The organism is Dechloromonas denitrificans (assembly GCF_020510685.1).
Classification (GTDB): Bacteria; Pseudomonadota; Gammaproteobacteria; order Burkholderiales; family Rhodocyclaceae; genus Azonexus; species Azonexus denitrificans_A.
Genome location: NZ_CP075185.1, coordinates 2,991,878 through 3,012,000, shown reverse-complemented (window position 1 = coordinate 3,012,000; position 20,123 = coordinate 2,991,878). Strand labels below are relative to the sequence as shown.

The following is a 20,123-nucleotide window of genomic DNA, read 5'->3' as shown; positions in this document are numbered from 1 at the left end:
GCCAATGACCACACCCAAGTTCAAGCGAATTCTCCTGAAACTCTCCGGCGAGGCCCTGATGGGCAATGACGCCTACGGCATCAACCCGCAGACCATCGCGGGCATTTGCGGAGAAATCAAGGCGGTCGCCGACCTGGGTGTGGAAATTGGTGTCGTGATCGGCGGTGGCAATATCTTCCGCGGCATGGCCGGTACGGCCACCGGGATGGATCGCGCCACCGCAGATTACATGGGCATGCTGGCCACGGTGATGAACGCCATGGCGCTGTCCGATGCGATGCGTCAGTGCGGGCTGAATGCCCGCGTCCAGTCGGCCTTGAATATCGAGCAGGTGATCGAGCCCTACATTCGAGGCAAGGCCATCCGTTATCTGGAAGAAGGCAAGATCGTGATTTTTGGTGCCGGTACCGGCAATCCATTTTTCACGACCGATACCGCCGCAGCCCTGCGCGGCTCGGAAATCGGTGCGGAAATCGTCCTCAAGGCGACCAAGGTTGACGGTATCTACACCGCCGATCCCAAGAAAGATCCGACGGCGACCCGTTACGACAAGATTAGCTTCAACGAGGCGATCTCGAAGAATCTGGCGGTCATGGATGCGACCGCCTTCGCGCTTTGCCGCGATCAAAAATTGCCGATCAACGTATTTTCCATTTTCAAGGCCGGCGCGCTGAAGCGCGTGGTTTGTGGTGAAAATGAAGGTACGCTGGTCTATTGCTGAGGAAGAAGAATAGAGATGATTGCCGAACTCAAGAAAACCGCTGAAAGCAAGATGCAGAAATCTCTGGATGCGTTGAAGAACGACCTCCTGAAGATTCGTACCGGCCGCGCCCATACCGGCCTGCTGGATCACATCCAGATCGATTACTACGGCTCAATGATGCCGGTCAATCAAGTTGCCAACATCACCTTGGTTGATGCCCGGACCATCGGCGTTCAGCCGTGGGAAAAGAATCTGGTCCAGAAGGTTGAAAAGGCCATTCGCGATTCCGACCTCGGCCTCAATCCGGCCACCCAGGGCGATCTGATTCGCGTACCGATGCCGGCGCTGACCGAAGAGCGTCGCCGTGACCTGATCAAGGTCGTCAAGACCGAAGGTGAGGCCGCCAAGGTGGCGATCCGCAACCTGCGTCGCGACGCCATTGCCCATCTCAAGGAAGCCTTGAAAAAGGGCGAGATTCCCGAGGACGACGAGCGCAAAGCGCAGGACGACGTCCAGAAACTGACTGACAAGTTCATCGCTGACGTAGACAAGATGCTCGCCGCCAAAGAGGCTGAGCTGATGCAGGTTTGATCGCCGTTTCTAGCTGCTTCGGCTGAATGGCACTTTTCTCGAGTTCGACGCAACAGCTTCCCGAAACGGCGGCCGTGCCGCACCACGTTGCAGTCATTATGGACGGCAACGGGCGCTGGGCCAAAAAGCGCTTTTTGCCGCGCGTTGCCGGGCATGTCAAGGGCGTCGAGCTGGTCCGCAAAATGGTCCGTGCCTGTCTTGAGCGCGGTATCCAGTACCTGACCCTGTTTGCCTTTTCGTCCGAAAACTGGCGGCGGCCACAGGAAGAGGTATCTCTCCTGATGCAGCTGTTCGTCAAGGCGCTCGAGCAGGAAGTCGAGAAGCTCGACCGCAACGGCGTCCGTCTGCGCATCATCGGCGATCTTTCCGCTTTCGAGCCACGCCTGCAGGGCCTGATTCGCCAGGCCGAGGAAAAGACGGCGCTCAATACCCGCCTCGATCTGACCATCGCCGCCAATTACGGCGGTCGCTGGGACATCATGCAGGCAATGAACCGGATGCTCGCCACCCAGCCCGAGAAGCGCGACGGCTGGAGCGAAACGGATCTCGAACCGCACCTGGCGATGAGTTTCGCGCCGGAGCCCGATCTCTTCATTCGCACTGGCGGTGAGCAGCGCATCAGTAATTTCCTGCTCTGGCAGTTGGCCTATACCGAACTGTTTTTCACGCCGACCTTATGGCCCGATTTCGACAAGAGCGAGTTCGACAAGGCAATTGCTTCCTATCAGCAACGCGAGCGGCGTTTCGGGCGAACCAGCGAACAGCTCGCAGGGCAGCCGAATGCTTAAGACCCGCGTCATCACCGCCCTGGTCTTGCTGGCCCTGCTGTTGCCCAGCCTGTATTTCCTTCCCCAGGCTTACTGGGCCTTGCTGGTCGCCGCTTTCATCGGCGTCGCCGCCTGGGAGTGGGGCGCGTTGCTCGCTTGGCCGAGCGCGTTGCGCGTGGTGCTGGGGGGCATCACCGCGCTGATTTGCGCCGCAGTTTCCATGCTCGCACCGCAGGCGATCGGTGCAGCGGCTGGGTTCGAACCGGCGCCAGGCTGGGTGTTGCTGACCTACGCTAGTGCCGCAGTGTTCTGGTGCCTGGTCGTGCCACTGTGGCTGCAAAAAAAATGGTCTTTGGCCGGCGTCACCGGTTTGCTGATCGGGGCGGTCGTGCTGTTCCCGACCTGGCTGGCCATGGTTCAACTGCGTACGCTTGGTCCCGGCGTCCTGCTCGGTATTTTTGCCGTTGTCTGGATGGCCGATATCGCGGCCTATTTTTCTGGCAAGGCTTTCGGCAAGCACAAGTTGGCGCCCTCGATCAGTCCGGGAAAAACCTGGGAAGGGGCGATCGGTGCCGCTGTCGGGGTGGTGATCTACGGTCTGGTGGTACGGCAGATGTTCGTTCTCGATGTGCTGTCACTGCCTTTCTGGATTCTGGCCCTGTTCGGCGTTACCGCCGTCAGCATCATTGGCGATCTCTACGAGTCCTTGCTCAAGCGCAAGTCGGGGATCAAGGACAGCAGCAATATTCTCCCGGGACACGGTGGTGTCCTTGACCGGATCGACAGCCTGACGTCGACGCTCCCCGTTGTCGCGCTGTTCTGGCTGCTCGTGGTTTACTCACCGAAATGACTATCCAGAACGTCACGATCTTGGGCTCGACCGGTTCGATCGGCGTCAGTACGCTCGACGTGATTCGGCGCCATCCCGATCGCTACAAGGTTTTCGCGTTGTGCGCCCACACCCAGGTCGACAAGCTGTTCGAACAGTGCCTCGAGTTCCTGCCTCGCTTTGCCGTGCTGCGCGATGCCCGGCTTGCCGGACAACTGGCCGAGCGCTGCCGTCAGGCCCGGCTTGATGTCGAAGTCCGCCATGGCGTCGAAGCCTTGATCGAGTTGTCGGCCTTGCCCGAGGTCGACTCGGTGATGGCGGCGATTGTCGGGGCGGCCGGACTGGAACCGACGCTGGCCGCAGCCAAGGCTGGCAAGAAGGTGATGCTGGCCAACAAGGAAGTTCTGGTCATGGCCGGTGAGCTGTTCATGCAGGCGGTACGTGAGCATGGCGCGGTATTGCTGCCGGTCGATAGCGAACACAATGCAATCTTTCAGTCGCTGCCGGTCGGCTTCGGGCGCGGCTTGGCCGCCTGCGGCGTGCGGCAAATCCTGCTCACGGCTTCCGGTGGCCCATTCCGCAATACACCGCTGAGCGAACTGGCCAATGTCACGCCGGATCAGGCTTGCGCTCATCCCAACTGGGTCATGGGCCGGAAAATATCGGTCGATTCGGCGACCATGATGAACAAGGGGCTGGAGGTCATCGAGGCGCACTGGCTGTTTGCCGCTCCGGCCGAGTTGATCCAGGTCGTGGTCCATCCGCAAAGCGTGATCCATTCGGCGGTGCAGTATGCCGATGGTTCGGTGTTGGCGCAGATGGGTAACCCCGATATGCGGACGCCGATTGCCTACGCCTTGGCCTACCCGGAACGGATCGACTCCGGCGTCGAATCGCTGGATCTGTTCAAGATTGCCCATCTCGATTTCTGCGAGCCGGACTTCGAGCGTTTTCGCTGTCTGCAATTGGCCTATGACGTATTGCGCGAAGGTGGAACGGCATCGGCCATCCTGAATGCCGCCAACGAGGTTGCCGTTGCCGCTTTTCTCGATGTTCAGTTGTCCTTCCTTGGCATTGCCCGGCTGAATGAGGCTGTGCTGGCTGCGCTGCCGGCCGGGCCGGAGGGTAGTCTGGCCGATGTGCTGGGCGCCGATGCCGAGGCTCGCCGTCTGGCACGGCAAATGATTCTGGAAAAACGTTTCGGGTGAGCGACCTGCTATTTTATCCCGCTGCCTTCCTGTTGGTGCTCTGCACCCTGATCGTCGTTCATGAATTCGGGCACTACGCTGTAGCCCGCCTTTGTGGCGTAAAAGTCTTGCGTTTCTCGATCGGCTTTGGTCGCGTGCTGTGGCAGAAGCGTCTGGGGCTCGATCAGACGGAATGGGCGGTCAGTGTTTTTCCGCTCGGTGGCTACGTCAAGATGCTCGACGAGCGTGAAGCAGAGGTGGCGCCGGACGAACGGCATCGGGCCTTCAACCGCCAGACGGTTGGCAAACGCAGCCTGATTGTCGCGGCGGGACCATTCGCCAATTTCATCCTGGCGATTCTCCTTTATTGGGTCGTGTTCATGCTCGGTAGCGAGGAATTGCTACCGGTTCTCGGGACGCCGCCGGCCGGGACTCCTGCGGCGATGGCCGCGGTCGGCAATGGCGAGCGGGTCCGGGCGGTCGACGGGCAGCCGGTTGCGACCTGGAATGATTTTCGCTGGTTGTTGTTGCAGAAGGCGGTCGATCAGGAAAGCACCGAGCTTGAAGTGATCAATGAACAAAATGAAGTCGCTGTGCGCCGCCTTTATCTGAGTGCGGCTGGCGAGCAAGGCTGGGAGGGTGATGCGCTGGACCGTCTGGGCATCACCTTTTACCGTCCCCTGCTGCCGCCCGTGCTCGGTAAAGTAGTCGCGGGCTCACCAGGAGCGCAGGCCGGCCTGCAGTCGGGCGATAAAATACTGGCCGTCGATGGCCGAGCGATCTCGGTCTGGCATGAACTGGTCTTGTATGTCCGCGATGCCGCCGGGCGTTCCATTCGTGTCGAATTCGAGCGGCAAGGCCAGGTTGCGGCAGTCGACATGGTTCCCGAGTCGGTTTCCGAGCGTGGACGGGTGGTCGGAAAAATTGGCGTGGCGGTTGCCGATGGTGGCCAGGCACGACGTGAGATGCGCACCTTCGTGCGCTATGGTTTCTTCGCTGCGGGCGGCAAGGCGTTGATCGAAACCTGGGATAAGTCGGTGTTCAGTCTCGTCATGATGGGCAAGATGCTGACCGGCGAGGTGTCGTTGAAAAACCTCTCCGGCCCGGTGACGATTGCCGATTACGCCGGGCAATCTGCCAAGCTCGGATTCGACTACTACATCAAGTTCATGGCGTTGGTTAGCATCAGCCTGGGGGTGCTCAATCTGCTCCCCATCCCGGTGCTGGATGGCGGGCATTTGATGTATCATATGATTGAAGTCGTCAGGCGTCGGCCGCTTTCCGAGCGTGCCATGGAGATCGCGCAGCAGATCGGCGTGTCTATCCTTGTTGTCCTGATGGCTTTCGCCTTTTTTAACGACTTGAACCGCCTGTTCTTCGGCTGAATAATGAATAAATCCCTGTTGTCGGTCCTGATTGCCAGCTTTTTCGCTGTACCTGCACTGGCTTTCGAGCCTTTTGCGGTCAAGGATATCCGTGTCGAAGGCATTCAGCGTACCGAAGCCGGTACGGTGTTCAGTTATCTGCCGGTCAAGGTTGGCGATACGCTGACCGATGAAAAGGCTGCCCAGTCGATCAAGGCGCTGTTCGCCACCGGTTTCTTCAAGGATGTCCGGATCGAGGTCGACAAGGGCGTGATGGTTATCGTGCTCCAGGAGCGTCCGGCCATCGCCAAACTCGACTTCGTCGGCATGAAGGAATTCGAGAAGGACGTGATCGTCAAGGCGCTCAAGGAAACCGGGATTGCCGAAGGGCGCATCTTCGATCGCGCCCTGCTCGAGAAAGCGGAGCAGGAATTGAAGCGTCAGTATCTGACGCGCGGCAAGTATGGCGTCAACATCACCACGACGGTGACGCCGCTGGAGCGCAATCGGGTCGGCGTGAATTTCAACGTCGAAGAAGGCGTTGCCGCCAAAATCAAACAGATCAACCTTGTTGGGGCAAAGTCCTTCAAGGAAAAAGACCTGCTCGCCCAGTTCGAGCTGACGACGCCTGGCTGGCTGACCTGGTACACCAAGAATGACCAGTATTCCCGCCAGAAGCTATCGGGTGACCTTGAGAAACTGAAGTCCTTCTACATGAATCAGGGTTACCTGGAATTCAACGTCGAATCGACGCAGGTTTCGATCTCCCCCGACAAGCAGGATGTTTACATCACGGTTAACCTGACCGAAGGTGAGCGTTATCAGGTGTCCTCGGTGAAATTGGCAGGCGATTTCTCGCTTCCCGAAGACGAGTTGAAGAAACTGGTTACGGTTAAGCCCGGCGACGTCTTTTCGCGCGAGCGCCTGAACGAATCGACCAAGGCGATCGGTGACCGACTGGGCAAGCAGGGTTATGCCTTTGCCAATGTCAATGCTTCGCCGGAAATCGACAAGGAAAAGCGCAAGGTGGCATTCACCATCTTCATCGATCCGGGCAAGCGTGTTTACGTCCGTCGTATCAATTTGACGGGAAATACCAAAACGCGCGATGAAGTGATTCGTCGCGAAATCCGCCAGATGGAAGGCGGCTGGTACGATGCCGATCGTGTTTCCGCATCCAAACAGCGGATCGATAGGCTTGGTTATTTTACCGATGTCGCTGTCGAAACTCCGGCTGTGCCTGGGACTGCTGATCAGGTCGACGTCAATCTGAGCGTCACCGAAAAGCCGACCGGCAATCTGATGCTTGGGGTGGGCACGTCGAGCACGGATAAAGTTATTTTGTCGGGCTCGATTGCCCAGAACAACTTCCTGGGCAGCGGTAATAACGTCGCGATTCAGGTGAATTCGGCGAAGTCCTACCGGACCTATGTGTTTTCGTACACCAATCCGTATTTCACGCCGGATGGGGTCAGCCAGGGCTTTGATGTCTATCATCGTACGGTCAATACCTCGTCGACGGCGATTGCCAATTACACCTCGGCATCCACCGGCGGCGGCATTCGCTTCGGCTTTCCGATCGGTGAGAAGGAATCGCTGGGCTTCGGTGTCGGTCTCGATACGACGAGCATTACGACTTATGACGATAGCCCAAAGTACTACAAGGATTTCGTTCGCGAGTTTGGCGACACCAATCTTTCCATTCCCGTTACCCTGAACTGGATTAGTGATGGGAAAGACAGTTATTTCCTACCGACCAAAGGAACCTATCAGAAGGCCGGTGTCGAAGTTGCCGTGCCGGGCGGGGATCTGACCTATTACCGGGCCAGCTACCAGCTTCAACATTTTGTCCCGCTGAACAGCAAATTTACGCTGATGGTGAATGGCGAGGTCGGTTATGCTGAGGGTTATGGTGGCAAGGGCTTGCCCTTCTACAAGAATTTCTATGCTGGCGGTGTCAATTCGGTACGGGGCTACAAGGCTTCTTCGCTGGGCCCCGTCATAAATGATGGAAATGAATACCGTATCGGTGGCAACCGTCGATTCATCGGCAATGCAGAGTTGCTGTGGAGCTTGCCGGGGATGGAAAAGAGTTTACGCATGGGCTGGTTCTTTGATGCGGGGCAGGTCTATGGCAAGGGGCAGAACATTGCGCTGGACGACCTGCGCTATTCAACAGGGCTGTCGGCAGCGTGGATTTCGCCGATCGGGCCGCTAAAATTCAGCTTTGGTTTGCCGCTCAACAAGAAGGACTCGGACCAAACCGAGTCGTTCCAGTTCCAGTTGGGCACCACTTTTTAATTCAGGAGTGTCATCTTGAAAGTTAAGTCGCTAGTTCTCGCTACCGTGATGTCCGCCTTGTTTGTTACCGGCGCCAATGCGGTGGAGTTGAAGGTCGGGTATGTCAATACCCAGCGGATTTTCCGCGATGCACCGGCTGCTCAAAAGGCTGCCAAGAAGCTGGAAGGCGAATTCGCCAAGCGCGATCAGGATCTGCAGCGCATGGCCAAGCAGTTGCAGGGCTTGCAGGAAAATCTTGAGAAGAATTCCGTGACGATGGCTGAAAGTGACCGTCGGTCCAAGGAAAAGGAGTTTGGCGAGTTGTCGCGCGAATTCCAGCGCAAGCAGCGTGAGTTCCGCGAAGACCTGAACCTTCGCCAGAACGAAGAAAATGCAGCGGTAATCGAAAAAGCCAACAAGGCGATCAAGCAGATTGCCGAAAGCGACAAGTACGACCTAATTCTGCAGGATGTTGTCTGGGTGAGCCCGAAGCTGGATATCACCGAACGCGTGATCAAGGCACTTGCCGAAGGCAAGTAATGCCTGGTGCGGCGGGTGTTGCCCTCTCGCTGGCTGATATCGCCGCCCGTCTGGGCGGCGATGTGCTTGGTGACAGCCAAACGCTGATCTTCCAAGTGGCGACGCTGGCCTCGGCTGGCGACGGCGAGATCGGCTTTCTGGCTAATTTGAAATACAAAAGCCAGTTGCAAACGACCAAGGCGGCGGCCGTTATCGTGTCGCCGGATTTTGCCGATGCGGTGGCCTTGCCGCGTATCGTGACCGCGAATCCGTATGCCTACTACGCTCGTCTGGCCAGTTTGCTCAATCCGCGTCAGGCTGCGGCACCCGGGGTTCATCCTTCGGCCCATTGCGCCTCTCCGGTGCCGGCGAGTGCCAGCATCGGGCCGCATGCCAGTATTGGTTCGGATGTGCTGCTGGGTGAAGGCGTTGTCATTCATGCCGGTTGTGTTCTTGGCGATGGCGTCAAGGTTGGCGATGGCAGCGTGTTGTTTCCGAATGTCAGCATCTATGCCGGTTGCGAAATCGGGCGCCATGCGATCATTCATTCAGGGGCGGTGATTGGCGCTGACGGCTTCGGCTTTGCGCCGGACAAGGGGCAATGGGTCAAGATCCCGCAGATCGGCCGGGTGGTGATCTGCGACGATGTCGAAATCGGCGCCAGCACGACGGTTGACCGCGGTGCGCTGGATAACACCGTGATCGGCGATGGCTGCAAGCTTGATAACCAAATTCAGATCGGGCACAACTGCGTGATCGGCAAACACTGCGTGATCGCCGCCTGTGCGGCGATTGCCGGTAGCGTCGAATTGAAGGACAACGTGATCGTCGGCGGCGCGGCGATGATCGCCGGCCATGTGACGATTGCCTCCGGGGCAGTGATTTCCGGCGGTTCGCTGGTCATGAAGAACATTACCAAGCCGGGGCAATACACCAGCGTTTTTCCGCTTGAAGAGCACAGCCACTGGTTGCACAACGCGGCGCAAATCCGCCATCTGGGCAAGCTGGCCGAGCGTGTCGCGGAACTAGAGAAAAAACTGAAAAATATTAATGGAGAGGGTTGATTTAATGGATATCCACGAGATTCTTGAGCACTTGCCGCATCGTTATCCGTTCCTGCTGGTTGATCGGGTGCTCGAGGTTGTGCCCGGCAAGTCGATCCACGCCTACAAGAACATCACGATGAACGAGCCGTATTTTGTCGGCCACTTTCCGCACCATCCGGTGATGCCGGGCGTGCTGATCATGGAAGCCCTGGCCCAGGCGGCCGGCATCCTGTCGTTCAAGACCATGGACACCAAGCCGGATGCCAATTCCGTCTTCTATTTTGTCGGCATCGACGAGTGCCGTTTCAAGAAGCCGGTAATGCCCGGCGACCAGTTGCACCTGCACGTCCAGATTGCCCGTCAGATGCGCGGTATCTGGAAATACGTCGCCGAGGCCCGGGTTGATGGCCAGGTCGTGGCGGAAGGCAAGCTGATGTGCGCCCAGCGGGATATCTGAGATGATCCACGCGACCGCTCTTGTCGATCCGGGCGCCAGGATCGGCGCAAACGTCGAAATCGGCCCGTATTCGATCATTGGCGCCGATGTCGAAATTGGCGACAACACCGTCATCGGCTCCCACGTAGTGATCAAGGGCCATACCCGTATCGGCCGCGAGAATCGGATTTTCCAGTTTTGCTCGCTTGGTGAAGTGCCGCAGGACAAGAAATACGCCGGCGAGCCGACCCGTCTGGAAATCGGCGACCGCAACACGATTCGCGAGTTTTGCACCTTCAATCTCGGTACCGTCCAGGATGCCGGTGCGACAAGGATCGGCGACGACAACTGGATCATGGCCTACGTCCATATCGCCCACGATTGTCAGGTCGGCAACAAGACGACATTCGCCAACAATGCCCAACTGGCCGGCCACGTGGTGATCGACGACTGGGCCATTCTTGGCGGCTATACCGGGGTGCATCAGTTCTGCCGGGTTGGCGCGCACGTGATGACGGCGGTTGGTACGGTCGTCCTGCAGGACGTCCCGCCTTACCTGATGGCGGCCGGCAATACGGCAACGCCGTATGGCATCAATGTCGAAGGATTGAAACGCCGCGGCTTTACTGCGGAGTCGTTGAGCGCGTTGAAGCGAGCTTATCGCACTCTGTACAAGTCCGGGCTGCTGCTCGAAGAAGCGAAGTTGAAGCTGGCCGAGGAAGCCAAGACGCAGCCGGACGTGCAACGCTTCGTCGATTTCCTGGCAGTCTCCAAGCGAGGCATTATTCGCTGATGGGAAGTTCGGTACGGATTGCGATGGTGGCGGGGGAGGCCTCCGGGGATCTCCTGGCCAGCCATTTGATCGCCTCGCTCAAAGCCAAATTGCCGGATGCCATTTTCTATGGCATCGGCGGCCCGAAGATGCAGGCCCAGGATTTCGACGCCTGGTGGCCGATGGAAAAGCTTGCGGTGATGGGCTATGTCGATGCCCTGAAGCACTATCGGGAAATTTCCGGCATTCGTCGCCAGTTGAAGAAGCGTTTGCTCGATATCCGGCCCGATATCTTTATCGGTGTCGATGCGCCGGATTTCAATCTGGGCCTGGAAACCAATCTCAAGTCGGCGGGCGTCAAGACCATCCATTACGTCAGCCCGTCGATCTGGGCCTGGCGGGGTGGGCGGATCAAGAAGATTGCCAAGGCGGTCAATCGCGTGCTGGCGCTTTTCCCGATGGAGCCGCCGCTCTACGAAAAAGCGCATATTCCGGTGACCTATGTCGGGCATCCGCTGGCCGACATCATTCCGCTCGAAACCAGCCAGCGCGCAGTGCGCGAAATGCTCGGCATCGCCAGGGATGTGCCGGTTTTCGCCTTGCTGCCGGGCAGTCGCAAGGGCGAGCTGGAAATGATGGCCGATACCTTCGTCCAGACGGCGAAAATCATCCGCCAGCGTTTCCTGCCCAACGCGCTGTTCGTCGTCCCGCTGGCGACGCGTGAAACCCGCCTGCAGTTCGAGATGGCCATCTACCAGCAGCAGGCGGCGGATATCCCGTTCCGCCTGTTGTTCGGCCATGCCCAGGAGGCGCTGGGGGCGGCCGACGTTTCGCTGGTGGCGAGCGGTACGGCGACCCTCGAAGCGGCGCTGATCAAGCGGCCGATGGTGATCACCTACAAGATTGCCAAGCTTTCGTACTGGATCATGAAGCGCATGGCCTACCAGGCCTTTGTCGGCCTGCCGAATGTCCTGGCCGGGCGGGCGATCGTTCCGGAAATCCTGCAGGATCAGGCCACCCCGGAAAACCTGGCCGAGGCGCTGGTCGGCTTGTATGAAGACAAGGAAAACGCCGCGGCAATCGCCGAGGCCTTTACCGAGATCCATCTGCAGCTGCGCCAGAACACGGCCGAGAAGGCCGCCAACGCGGTCATCCAATGCCTCAACTGATCATCCCGGTCGGTCTCGTCTGCGGCATCGACGAGGCCGGGCGGGGACCGCTGGCCGGGCCGGTGGTGGCCGCGGCGGTGATACTCGATCCGGCCAGGCCGATCCCCGGTTTGAACGATTCGAAAAAGCTCAGCGAAAAGAAGCGCGATGCGCTGGCGGTGCTGATTCGCGAGCGGGCCGTCGCCTGGGCGGTGGGCGAAGCGAGCGTCGAGGAAATCGATCGCCTGAACATCCTGCAGGCAACTTTCCTTGCCATGCAGCGTGCCGTTGCGGCACTGGCGGTGCTGCCGACCAGTGCCTTGGTCGACGGCAATCGCTGTCCGCAACTGCCGATGCCGGTTGAAGCGGTGGTCAAGGGCGATGGCAAGATTGCCTCGATTGCCGCCGCCTCGATCCTTGCCAAGACGGTGCGCGATGCCGGCATGCTGGTCTTGCACCAGCAGTATCCGGCGTACGGTTTCGACCGTCACATGGGTTATCCGACGGAAGCGCATTGCCAAGCCCTGGCAGCGCATGGCGCCTCGCCGGTGCATCGGCGCAGCTTCGGGCCGGTGGCCAAACAGCTTTCGTTGCTATGAAGCATATCCAGTCGCGCGACAACCCGCTTTTCAAGTCTTTGAAGCGGCTGGCCGAATCCGGTCGCGAGCGGCGCAAAACCGGGCAGACGCTGCTCGACGGTGTGCATCTGGTCGAGGCTTACGAATTGGCCTGCGGGCCGGTCGCCACGCTGGTCGTTGCCGAGTCGAAGGTGGCGGAGGGCGAAATCGCCAGCTATGTCGCCGGCCGGGAAAGCGTGGTGCTGGCCGACAGCCTGATGCGCGATCTTGGGCTGGTCGATACGCCGAGCGGCTTGCTGGCGGTGGTCGATATGCCGCCCCGGGTGGCCGCGCTTGACCACCGGCAAGACGCCGTTTTGCTCGATGGCATTCAGGATCCGGGCAATGTTGGCACCTTGCTGCGCACGGCGGCAGCAGCCGGCGTCAAGCAGGTATTGCTGGCGCCCGGCTGTGCCGCGGTGTGGTCGCCCAAGGTATTGCGGGCCGGACAGGGCGCCCATTTTGTTCTGGCGCTACACGAGGAGGCCGACCTTGGCGCCTTCCTTGCGGATTACCAGGGAACGACCGCGGTGACTTGCCTCGATGGCGCCACCTCGCTTTACGAAGCGACGTGGACCACGCCGCTCGCCTGGGTGTTCGGCGCCGAAGGGCTGGGCGTCCGGCCCGAGTTGATCGCCGCCGCCCGGCTCAAGATTCGCATTCCGATGCCCGGTAACGTCGAGTCCCTGAACGTCGGGGCCGCGGCTGCCATCTGCCTGTTCGAGGCGCTGCGCCGGAAACTAGCGCAGCTTTAATTCCTGCAGCACGGTGGTCGAGATTTCCTCGATCGACTTGGTCGACGAATCCAGCCAGCGGATGCCTTCGCGGCGCATCATCTTTTCGGCTTCGGCAATTTCATAGCGGCAGTTGGCCAGCGAGGCATATTTGCTGTCGGCCCGGCGTTCTTCGCGGATCTGGTGCAGGCGTTCCGGCTGGATGGTCAGGCCGAACAGCTTGGCGCGGTGCTTTTCCAGCGTGCCCGGCAGGCGGCCGCGGTCGAAGTCTTCCGGAATCAGCGGGAAATTGGCGGCTTTCAGGCCGAACTGCATGGCCAGGTAGAGCGAGGTCGGCGTCTTGCCGCAGCGCGAGACGGCGACCAGAATGACGTCGGCTTCGGCCAGGTCGCGGTCGGTGATTCCGTCGTCGTGGGCCAGCGTGTAGTTGATCGCCTCGATGCGGTCCTTGTAGTCCGAGCTGTCGGCCGAGCCGTGCGAGCGGCCGACCGTGTGGCTGGATTTGATGCCGAGTTCGGCTTCAAGCGGCGCCAGGAATGTTTCGAAATAGGACAGGCTGAAGGCATCGGCCTGATGCACGATGCCGGCCAGATCCTGATTGACCAGCGTTGTGAAGACGATCGGTCGCATGCCGTCGGACTCGCCCTGGGCGTTGATCCGGGCGACGGTTTCCTGTGCCTTGGCGATGCTGTCGAGGAAAGGGATGCGGATCTGCTTGAGTTCGACATCCTCGAACTGGGTCATCAGGCTGTGGCCGAGTGCTTCAACAGTCAGGCCGGTGCCGTCCGAGACGAAAAAGACGGTGCGTTTGATTGGATTGGGCATCCGTCAATTTTACCCGCTGTTGCGTAATCCCGAAGCGATGCCATTGATCGCCAGATGGATGCCACGCGCCACGCGCTCGTCCGGTTCGCCGCTGCGATGGCGTTTCAGCAGCTCGACCTGGAGATGATTCAACGGGTCCATGTAGGGCGAGCGCAGTTGCAGCGAACGCTTGAGCAGCGGATTGTCGGCCAGGAAATCGTCCTGTTCGAGAATGGCCAGCAGGTGCTTGCGGGTCAGTTCCCATTCGCCCCGGATGCGGCTGAAGATGCGCTGGCGCAGGCCGGCATCGCTGACCAGCTCGGCATAGCGCGAGGCGATGGCGAGGTCGGATTTGGCCAGCACCATGTCCATGTTCGAGAGCAGACTGGTGAAGAAAGGCCAGGATTTGACCATCCGCCGCAAGGTCGTCAGGCCGTCCGGGTTGGCCGCCAGATAGCCGTCCACCGCCGCCCCGAAACCGTACCAGCCGGGCAGCATCAGCCGGCATTGCGCCCAGCTGAAAACCCAGGGAATGGCGCGCAGGTCTTCGATGCGCTCGGACGGTTTGCGCGAAGCCGGGCGGCTACCGATGTTGAGCGAGGCGATTTCGGAAACCACCGTCGATTGGCGGAAATAGGTGGTGAAGCCGGGTGTTTCGTAAACCAGATCGCGATAGGCGTTGAAGGCGCGCGCCGACAGTTCGTCCATCACGGTGTGGAACTGCTCGGCCGGCTCGACGCGGTTTTCGTGGTCGGTCAGGCTGGCCTCAAGGGTCGCGGCGAGCAGTACTTCCAGGTTGCGGCGCCCGGTGTCCGGGTTGCCGTACTTGGTCGAAATGACTTCGCCCTGTTCGGTCAGGCGGATCTGGCCGGACACCGCGCCGGCCGGCTGGGCCAGGATGGCATGGTAGGACGGGCCGCCGCCGCGGCCGACCGAGCCGCCCCGGCCGTGAAACAGCCGGAGCCGGACGCCGTGCGCGGCGAAGACCCGGGCCAGCTCGATTTCGGCCTTGTAGAGTTCCCAGCCCGAGGTCAGGAAGCCGCCGTCCTTGTTGCTGTCGGAGTAGCCGAGCATGACTTCCTGCTCGTTGCCGCGTCCGGCGATCAGTTCGCGGCAGACCGGCAGCCGGAAGATGCCGTCCATCGTCGCGGCGCTTTTCTGTAAGTCCTCGATGGTTTCGAACAGCGGGATGATATTGACGTCGAGCCGGGGCTGGGCGCCGGGCAGCAGCAGGCCGGATTCCTTGAGCAGCAGCGCCAGTTCGAGCAGGTCGGAGACGCCGTCGGTCTTCGAGATGATGCAGTTGGGCAGCGCGGCGGCGCCGTAGCGCTGGCGCAGTTCGCGGGCCGAGAAGAAAATGGCCAGTTCGCCCCGGGTTTCTTCCGAATAGCTCAAATACGGCGAATAAAGCGGACGCGGCGTGCTGATTTCCTCGACCAGCAGCTTGATCCGTTCGCTTTCCGGCAGCGCCTCGTAATCCGGGCAGCGCCCGGCACCGGCCAGCAATTCGGCGACGCTGCGGGCATGGACTTCGGAGTTCTGGCGCAGGTCGATCGGCGCCAGGTGGAAGCCGAACACCTGGATGCCGCGCAGCAGGCGGCGCAACCGACCGCCGGCCAGCTTGCCGCTGCCGTTCAGTTTCAGCGAATTGGCCAGCACCTTGAGGTCGGCGCGCAGGGCATCCGGGCTGTCGTAGGCGGTGGCTTGGCCGATTTCGTGGCGGATCGGCTCGAAATGGTCGAGCGCCCGGGCCGTCGCGGCAAGCCGGGCGTAGATGCCGGACAGGGCGCGGCGGTAAGGCTCGTCGGCGCGTTGCGGCGAATGGTCGGTGGAATGCGCGGCAAGGGCCAGCAACTCCGGGGTGACCTTGACCAGCAGGTTGGAGAGCGGCAGTTCGCCGCCCAGCTCGTGGATTTCTTCAAGATAGTGATTGAGGGCGGCAGACGACTGCAGGCGCAGCGCTTCGCGCAGGATCTCGGCGGTGACGTAGGGATTGCCGTCGCGGTCGCCGCCGATCCAGCTGCCGACGCAGAAAAAGGGCGGCAGCGCCCAGAATTTGTCGGGGTAACGTTTCTGCAGCTGTTGGGTGACCTGGATGTAGAGGCGCGGCAGCTCGGTGAAGAAGGTTTCCTTGAAATAGGTGATGCCGTTCTTCACTTCATCGAGCACCTTCAGGCGGACCGGGCGCAGCATCCGCGACTGCCACAGGGTCAGGATGGCATTGGCCACGCCGAGGTCGTTTTCGGCCTCTTCTTCCGGCGTCATCTGCAGGCGTTCGCGCTGGTCGAGCAGGCGGGCCAGATCGCGGTGATTGCGGATCAGGCTCTGGCGCTGCACTTCCGTCGGGTGGGCGGTGAGAACCGGGGCGACCAGGGCGTGGGCGAAGAAGTCGGCGACCGCTTCCGGATCGACCTTGCTGGCGGCGACCTGGTCGAGGGCATGGATCAGGCTGCCTTCGCGCGGCGGAGAGCCGGCCAGGTCGTGCGCCCGGCGGCGGCGGATGTGATGCTCGTCTTCGGCGATATTGGCCAGTTGCAGGAAATAGCTGAAGGCGCGGACGACGGCCAGCGTCGTATCGCGCGGCAGCGGGTCGAGCAGCGCGGCGAGTTCGTCGCGGGCCGCCGGATTGCCGTTGCGGGCGAAACTGACGGCGGTCTGGCGGACGCGCTCGACAATGCCGAACACCGCATCGCCTTCCTGCTCGCGCACGGTGTCGCCGAGCAGGCGGCCGAGGAAGCGGATGTCGTTGCGGAGCGGTTCGTCCTTGTTGTTGTCGAGCGCGGATTCAGGCATGGGTGATTTCCGGGGGGAACAGGGTTAGTGCTTGCGGACCAGCAGGACCGAAGCGGCGGACATTTTGGCCAGTTGTTCGGCGACCGAGCCGAGGATCAGCGTCGCCAGGCCGCGTTTGCCATGGCGGCCGACGACGATCAGGTCGATGTTCAGTTCGCGGGCCTTTTCGTCCAGCACTTCCGAGACGCGGCGGCTGCGCGCTTCTAGCAGCAGGGCTTCGGCGTCGACGCCGTCGGCCGACTTGATGACCTCGTCGAGCAACTGCTGCCCGGCCCCGGTCAGCACCGTGATGGCGTGCTCGATATTCAGCGAGCTGGTGAAGGTTCGTCCCTGCATGTTCATCAGGGTTTCGTCGACGACGTGGGCAATGTACAGCTTGGCCTTGCTGGTCCGGGCAATGTGCAGGGCTTCGGCCAGCGCGGAGCGGGAGGTGGCGCTGTCGTCGATGGCGACGAGGATGTTCTTGTACATGGGTTTCTCCTGGATTTTGTTGAATGGGGCATACCTTAGCAATTCGCTGGGCTTTTTGCTGTTAGGGAAATCCTCAACATGTCGGCCGTGGCCGGCTGCATTTTTCGAGCAGATAGGCGATCGACTGATAGGTCCGCCCGGTTTCGGCGGTCAGGCCGATTTCGCAGGTGCGGTTGGTCGACACGCCGCAGGCACAGTTGGCCGGCAGCTCGTCGTGAATCTTGCGCAGAGCGTGGCGGTTCAGTTCCGGCACGACGAAGCCGCGGTCGCCGGCAAAGCCGCAACAGGTTACGCCGGCCGGTTCGATGAAGGAGTCGACGCAGGCGGCGAGCAGGGTTTTCAGCTTGGCGTCCGAGCCGTTCTTGCGCACGCTGCAATTGACGTGCAACGCGATCGGGCCGGCTTCCCGGGTGATCATCAGGCGCGGCAGCAGCGCATCGACGGCGAATTCGTGGAAGTCGTAAAGCTTGATCCGGCCGGCCAACTGCTTCTGCATCCGGCTCGAACAGGCGCTGGCATCCATGATCACCGGATAGCGGCCGTTGTCGGAGGCCTTCAGCAAGGCGGCGGTCAGCCTGTCGGACATCCGGTCGGCTTCTTCGGCCATGCCTTTGCTGGCCAGCATCTGGCCGCAGCACAGCTGGTCGAAGCCCGCGGGCAGGCGCGGCGCATAGCCGGCCCGGACGAGCAGGGTGCTGATCACGTCGCCCAGTTGCATCTCACCGGCATCGCTCGGCCCGAAGATACGGCCGCCGCAGGTCGGGAAATAGACCACCGGGTCGCCGCTGCCGGTTCTCGCCGCCGGCGCCTTGCCGGGGCGCGGCATATCCTTCTTCCAGGCGCCGCCGGAAAGCCGGCCGAGCAAAGCGTCGCCGACCAGGCCGGAAACCGCATGGCCGACGCTCAGGCCGAGGCGCGAGGCCGTGGCCAGCGTACCAAAATGTTCGCCGGTCCAGGCGTTGACCGCCCGCGCCGTGTCGCCGAGCTGGCGGCCGCGCAGCCGGCGGGTCAGGTCGCCGGTGTCGATGCCGACCGGGCAGGCGGTCGAGCACAGACCGCAGCCGGCGCAGGTATCGAGGCCCATGTAGGCGTAGTCTGCGCCGACCCGGCCGGCCGGCTCGCCGGTGGCGGCGCGGCGGGCCAGTTCGCGGACACTGACGATGCGCTGGCGCGGGCTGATAGTCAGCCGGTGCGAGGGGCAGAGCGGCTCGCAGAAGCCGCATTCGATGCAGCGGTCGACGATGTCCTCGGCGGCCGGCATCGGCTTGAGGTTTTCCAGGTGGGCGTGCGGGTTGTCGTTGAGGATGACGCCGGGGTTGAGCAGATTGTCCGGATCGAACAGCCGCTTGATTCGGCGCATCAGATCGGTTGCTTCCTTGCCCCATTCCAGCTCGACAAAGGGCGCCATGTTGCGGCCGGTGCCGTGTTCGGCCTTCAGCGAACCGTCGTACTTGTCGACCACCAGATGGCAGATGTCGTCCATCAGGCGGGCGTAGCGCTCGACCTCGGCCGGGTCGCCGAAATCCTGGGTGAACACGAAGTGCAGGTTGCCTTCCAGCGCGTGGCCGAAAATGATTGCTTCGTGATAGCCGTGGTGGCGGAGCAGGGCCTGCAGGTCGAGTGTGGCATCGGCCAGCGATTCGATCGGGAAGGCGACGTCCTCGATCAGCACCGTGGTGCCGGTGCGGCGCATGGCGCCGACCGAAGGGAAAGTGCCCTTGCGCACCTTCCAGTACATCTCGCAGGTTGCCGGGTCGGTCGAGAAGGCCAGTGGTTCGACCGTAGCGACGCCATCGAGCGCGCCATGCACGGCGGCGATCTTGTCCTGCAGAGCCTCGGCACTGGCGGCGCGGACTTCGATCAGCAAGGCTGCTGCCTCTTCGTCGAGGTCGCGCATGATGGCCGGCAGGCCGGGCTTGTTTTCGACCGAGTGCAGGGCAGGGCGGTCGAGCAGTTCGACCGCCGACACCGGTTGCGGCTTGAGCCGGATCACCGCTTCGCAGGCGCTGCGGATATTCGGCAGGAAGACCAGCGCACTGGCCTTGAACGGATCCTCGACGACGGTCTGGTAGGTGATGCGCGAAATGAAGCCGAGCGTGCCTTCCGAGCCGATCATCAGGTGGGCCAGGATATCGATCGGATACTCGTAATCGACCAGTGCGTTGAGGCTGTAGCCGGTGGTGTTCTTGATCTTGAACTTGTGGCGGATGCGTTCGGCCAGCCGGGCGTTGTCGCGCGTGTCGCGGCCCAGGCGTTCCAGTTCGCCGAGCAGCACCGCGTGGCTTCGGGTGAAGGCATCGACACTGAGCGGGTCTTCGGTATCGAGCAGCGAACCGTCGGCGAGCATGACGCGCAGGCCGGCCAGCGTCCGGTAGCTGTTCTGCGCCGTGCCACAGCACATGCCGGAAGCGTTGTTGGCGGCAATGCCGCCGATCTTGCAGGCGTTGATCGAGGCCGGATCGGGGCCGATCTTCTTGCCATGTGGCGCCAGCCGGCGATTGACCTCGCCGCCGATGATGCCGGGGCCGACCTTGACCTTGCTGGCATCGGCATTTAATTCATAGGTGGCGAAGCCCTCGCCGATCAGCGCCAGGATGCCGTCGGTGATTGCCTGGCCGGACAGGCTGGTGCCCGCGGCGCGGAAGGTGACGGGGGTTTTGTTCTGCCTGGCGACGGTGAGTACCGCCTTGAGGTCGTCTTCGGTTTCGACGACGGCGATGACCTTGGGGATCAGACGGTAGAAGCTGGCGTCGGTGCCGTAGGCGAGGAGGCGTAGCTCATCGGTGATGACTTGGTTTGCGGGGAGGTGCTGGCGGAGGGCTTGGATGAGCTGGGTCATTTTTTTGTCTCGGCTAATTGGCGGGTTTTGTGTTTGTGTTTGTGTTTGGGCGGGGGCTAATTGGCTTGGGGTTCCGCCTTGCGGGCGGGCGTACTTTCTTTTGCTTCGCCAAAAGAAAGTAGCCAAAGAAAAGGCGACCCCAAGCTACGCGGCCGGCGTTGCCGGCTTCCCTGCGCTACTCGCTGTCGGCGGGGGCTGCGGAACTCGGCCCTGCGGGCCTCAG

Annotated in this window: 18 protein-coding genes; 14 read left to right on the top strand and 4 right to left on the bottom strand. The window is 61.3% G+C overall.

Translation table 11 applies throughout. The annotated features are described in order from the left end of the window. Positions 1-4 precede the first annotated feature (4 nt). The 14 genes from pyrH to KI611_RS14290 are packed head-to-tail and all read left to right on the top strand — an operon-like array spanning position 5 to position 13,014. Positions 5-721 (top strand): UMP kinase, encoded by a 717-nt coding sequence (gene pyrH / locus KI611_RS14355; protein WP_226416336.1) that lies wholly within the window; start codon positions 5-7, stop codon positions 719-721. 15 nt (positions 722-736) lie between these two features. After that, positions 737-1,294 carry a ribosome recycling factor gene (gene frr, locus KI611_RS14350; protein ID WP_226416335.1) on the top strand — a complete coding sequence of 186 codons (558 nt, stop codon included), beginning with the start codon at positions 737-739 and terminating at the stop codon, positions 1,292-1,294. 26 nt (positions 1,295-1,320) lie between these two features. Continuing rightward, on the top strand, positions 1,321-2,082 hold the full coding sequence (uppS, locus tag KI611_RS14345) for a polyprenyl diphosphate synthase (protein ID WP_226416334.1): 762 nt from the start codon (positions 1,321-1,323) through the stop codon (positions 2,080-2,082). Next, positions 2,075-2,911, top strand: a complete 837-nt coding sequence (locus tag KI611_RS14340; protein WP_226416333.1) for a phosphatidate cytidylyltransferase — start codon at positions 2,075-2,077, stop codon at positions 2,909-2,911. The genes uppS and KI611_RS14340 overlap by 8 nt, the downstream gene beginning before the upstream one ends. After that, complete coding sequence (gene ispC, locus KI611_RS14335; RefSeq protein ID WP_226416332.1) at positions 2,908-4,098, top strand: 1-deoxy-D-xylulose-5-phosphate reductoisomerase; 1,191 nt, start codon at positions 2,908-2,910, stop codon at positions 4,096-4,098. The genes KI611_RS14340 and ispC overlap by 4 nt, the downstream gene beginning before the upstream one ends. After that, positions 4,095-5,462 carry an RIP metalloprotease RseP gene (gene rseP, locus KI611_RS14330; protein ID WP_226416331.1) on the top strand — a complete coding sequence of 456 codons (1,368 nt, stop codon included), beginning with the start codon at positions 4,095-4,097 and terminating at the stop codon, positions 5,460-5,462. The genes ispC and rseP overlap by 4 nt, the downstream gene beginning before the upstream one ends. A 3-nt stretch (positions 5,463-5,465) precedes the next feature. After that, positions 5,466-7,742: an outer membrane protein assembly factor BamA gene (bamA, locus tag KI611_RS14325; protein ID WP_226416330.1), complete on the top strand. Its 2,277-nt coding sequence runs from the start codon at positions 5,466-5,468 to the stop codon at positions 7,740-7,742. 48 nt (positions 7,743-7,790) lie between these two features. Then, positions 7,791-8,261: an OmpH family outer membrane protein gene (locus KI611_RS14320; protein ID WP_226419918.1), complete on the top strand. Its 471-nt coding sequence runs from the start codon at positions 7,791-7,793 to the stop codon at positions 8,259-8,261. Further along, on the top strand, positions 8,261-9,304 hold the full coding sequence (lpxD, locus tag KI611_RS14315) for a UDP-3-O-(3-hydroxymyristoyl)glucosamine N-acyltransferase (RefSeq protein WP_226416329.1): 1,044 nt from the start codon (positions 8,261-8,263) through the stop codon (positions 9,302-9,304). Before KI611_RS14320 ends, lpxD begins: the two co-directional genes overlap by 1 nt. After that, positions 9,291-9,743: a 3-hydroxyacyl-ACP dehydratase FabZ gene (fabZ, locus tag KI611_RS14310; protein WP_319002293.1), complete on the top strand. Its 453-nt coding sequence runs from the start codon at positions 9,291-9,293 to the stop codon at positions 9,741-9,743. Before lpxD ends, fabZ begins: the two co-directional genes overlap by 14 nt. A gap of 1 nt (position 9,744) precedes the next feature. Then, on the top strand, positions 9,745-10,515 hold the full coding sequence (lpxA, locus tag KI611_RS14305; protein ID WP_226416327.1) for an acyl-ACP--UDP-N-acetylglucosamine O-acyltransferase: 771 nt from the start codon (positions 9,745-9,747) through the stop codon (positions 10,513-10,515). After that, positions 10,515-11,663 carry a lipid-A-disaccharide synthase gene (gene lpxB / locus KI611_RS14300; RefSeq protein ID WP_226416326.1) on the top strand — a complete coding sequence of 383 codons (1,149 nt, stop codon included), beginning with the start codon at positions 10,515-10,517 and terminating at the stop codon, positions 11,661-11,663. The genes lpxA and lpxB overlap by 1 nt, the downstream gene beginning before the upstream one ends. Beyond that, on the top strand, positions 11,651-12,241 hold the full coding sequence (gene rnhB, locus KI611_RS14295) for a ribonuclease HII (protein WP_226416325.1): 591 nt from the start codon (positions 11,651-11,653) through the stop codon (positions 12,239-12,241). Before lpxB ends, rnhB begins: the two co-directional genes overlap by 13 nt. Continuing rightward, the gene (locus KI611_RS14290; RefSeq protein WP_226416324.1) at positions 12,238-13,014 is read left to right on the top strand and encodes a TrmH family RNA methyltransferase; all 777 of its coding nucleotides are present in this window, start codon (positions 12,238-12,240) and stop codon (positions 13,012-13,014) included. The genes rnhB and KI611_RS14290 overlap by 4 nt, the downstream gene beginning before the upstream one ends. On the opposite strand, the gene KI611_RS14285 is transcribed toward KI611_RS14290, so the two are convergent. The 4 genes from KI611_RS14285 to KI611_RS14270 form a co-directional block, all read right to left on the bottom strand. Continuing rightward, the gene (locus tag KI611_RS14285; protein ID WP_226416323.1) at positions 13,000-13,818 is read right to left on the bottom strand and encodes a pyruvate, water dikinase regulatory protein; all 819 of its coding nucleotides are present in this window, start codon (positions 13,816-13,818) and stop codon (positions 13,000-13,002) included. The genes KI611_RS14290 and KI611_RS14285 overlap by 15 nt on opposite strands. 9 nt (positions 13,819-13,827) lie before the next feature. Beyond that, a complete protein-coding gene (gene ppc, locus KI611_RS14280; protein ID WP_226416322.1) occupies positions 13,828-16,590 on the bottom strand; it encodes a phosphoenolpyruvate carboxylase in 2,763 nt (920 codons plus the stop codon). 24 nt (positions 16,591-16,614) lie between these two features. Continuing rightward, positions 16,615-17,061 (bottom strand): universal stress protein, encoded by a 447-nt coding sequence (locus KI611_RS14275; RefSeq protein WP_226416321.1) that lies wholly within the window; start codon positions 17,059-17,061, stop codon positions 16,615-16,617. Between the two features lie 73 nt (positions 17,062-17,134). Further along, entirely contained in the window at positions 17,135-19,900 is a 2,766-nt protein-coding gene (locus tag KI611_RS14270) for an FAD-binding and (Fe-S)-binding domain-containing protein (RefSeq protein ID WP_226416320.1), read from the bottom strand. Between the last annotated feature and the right edge of the window lie 223 nt (positions 19,901-20,123).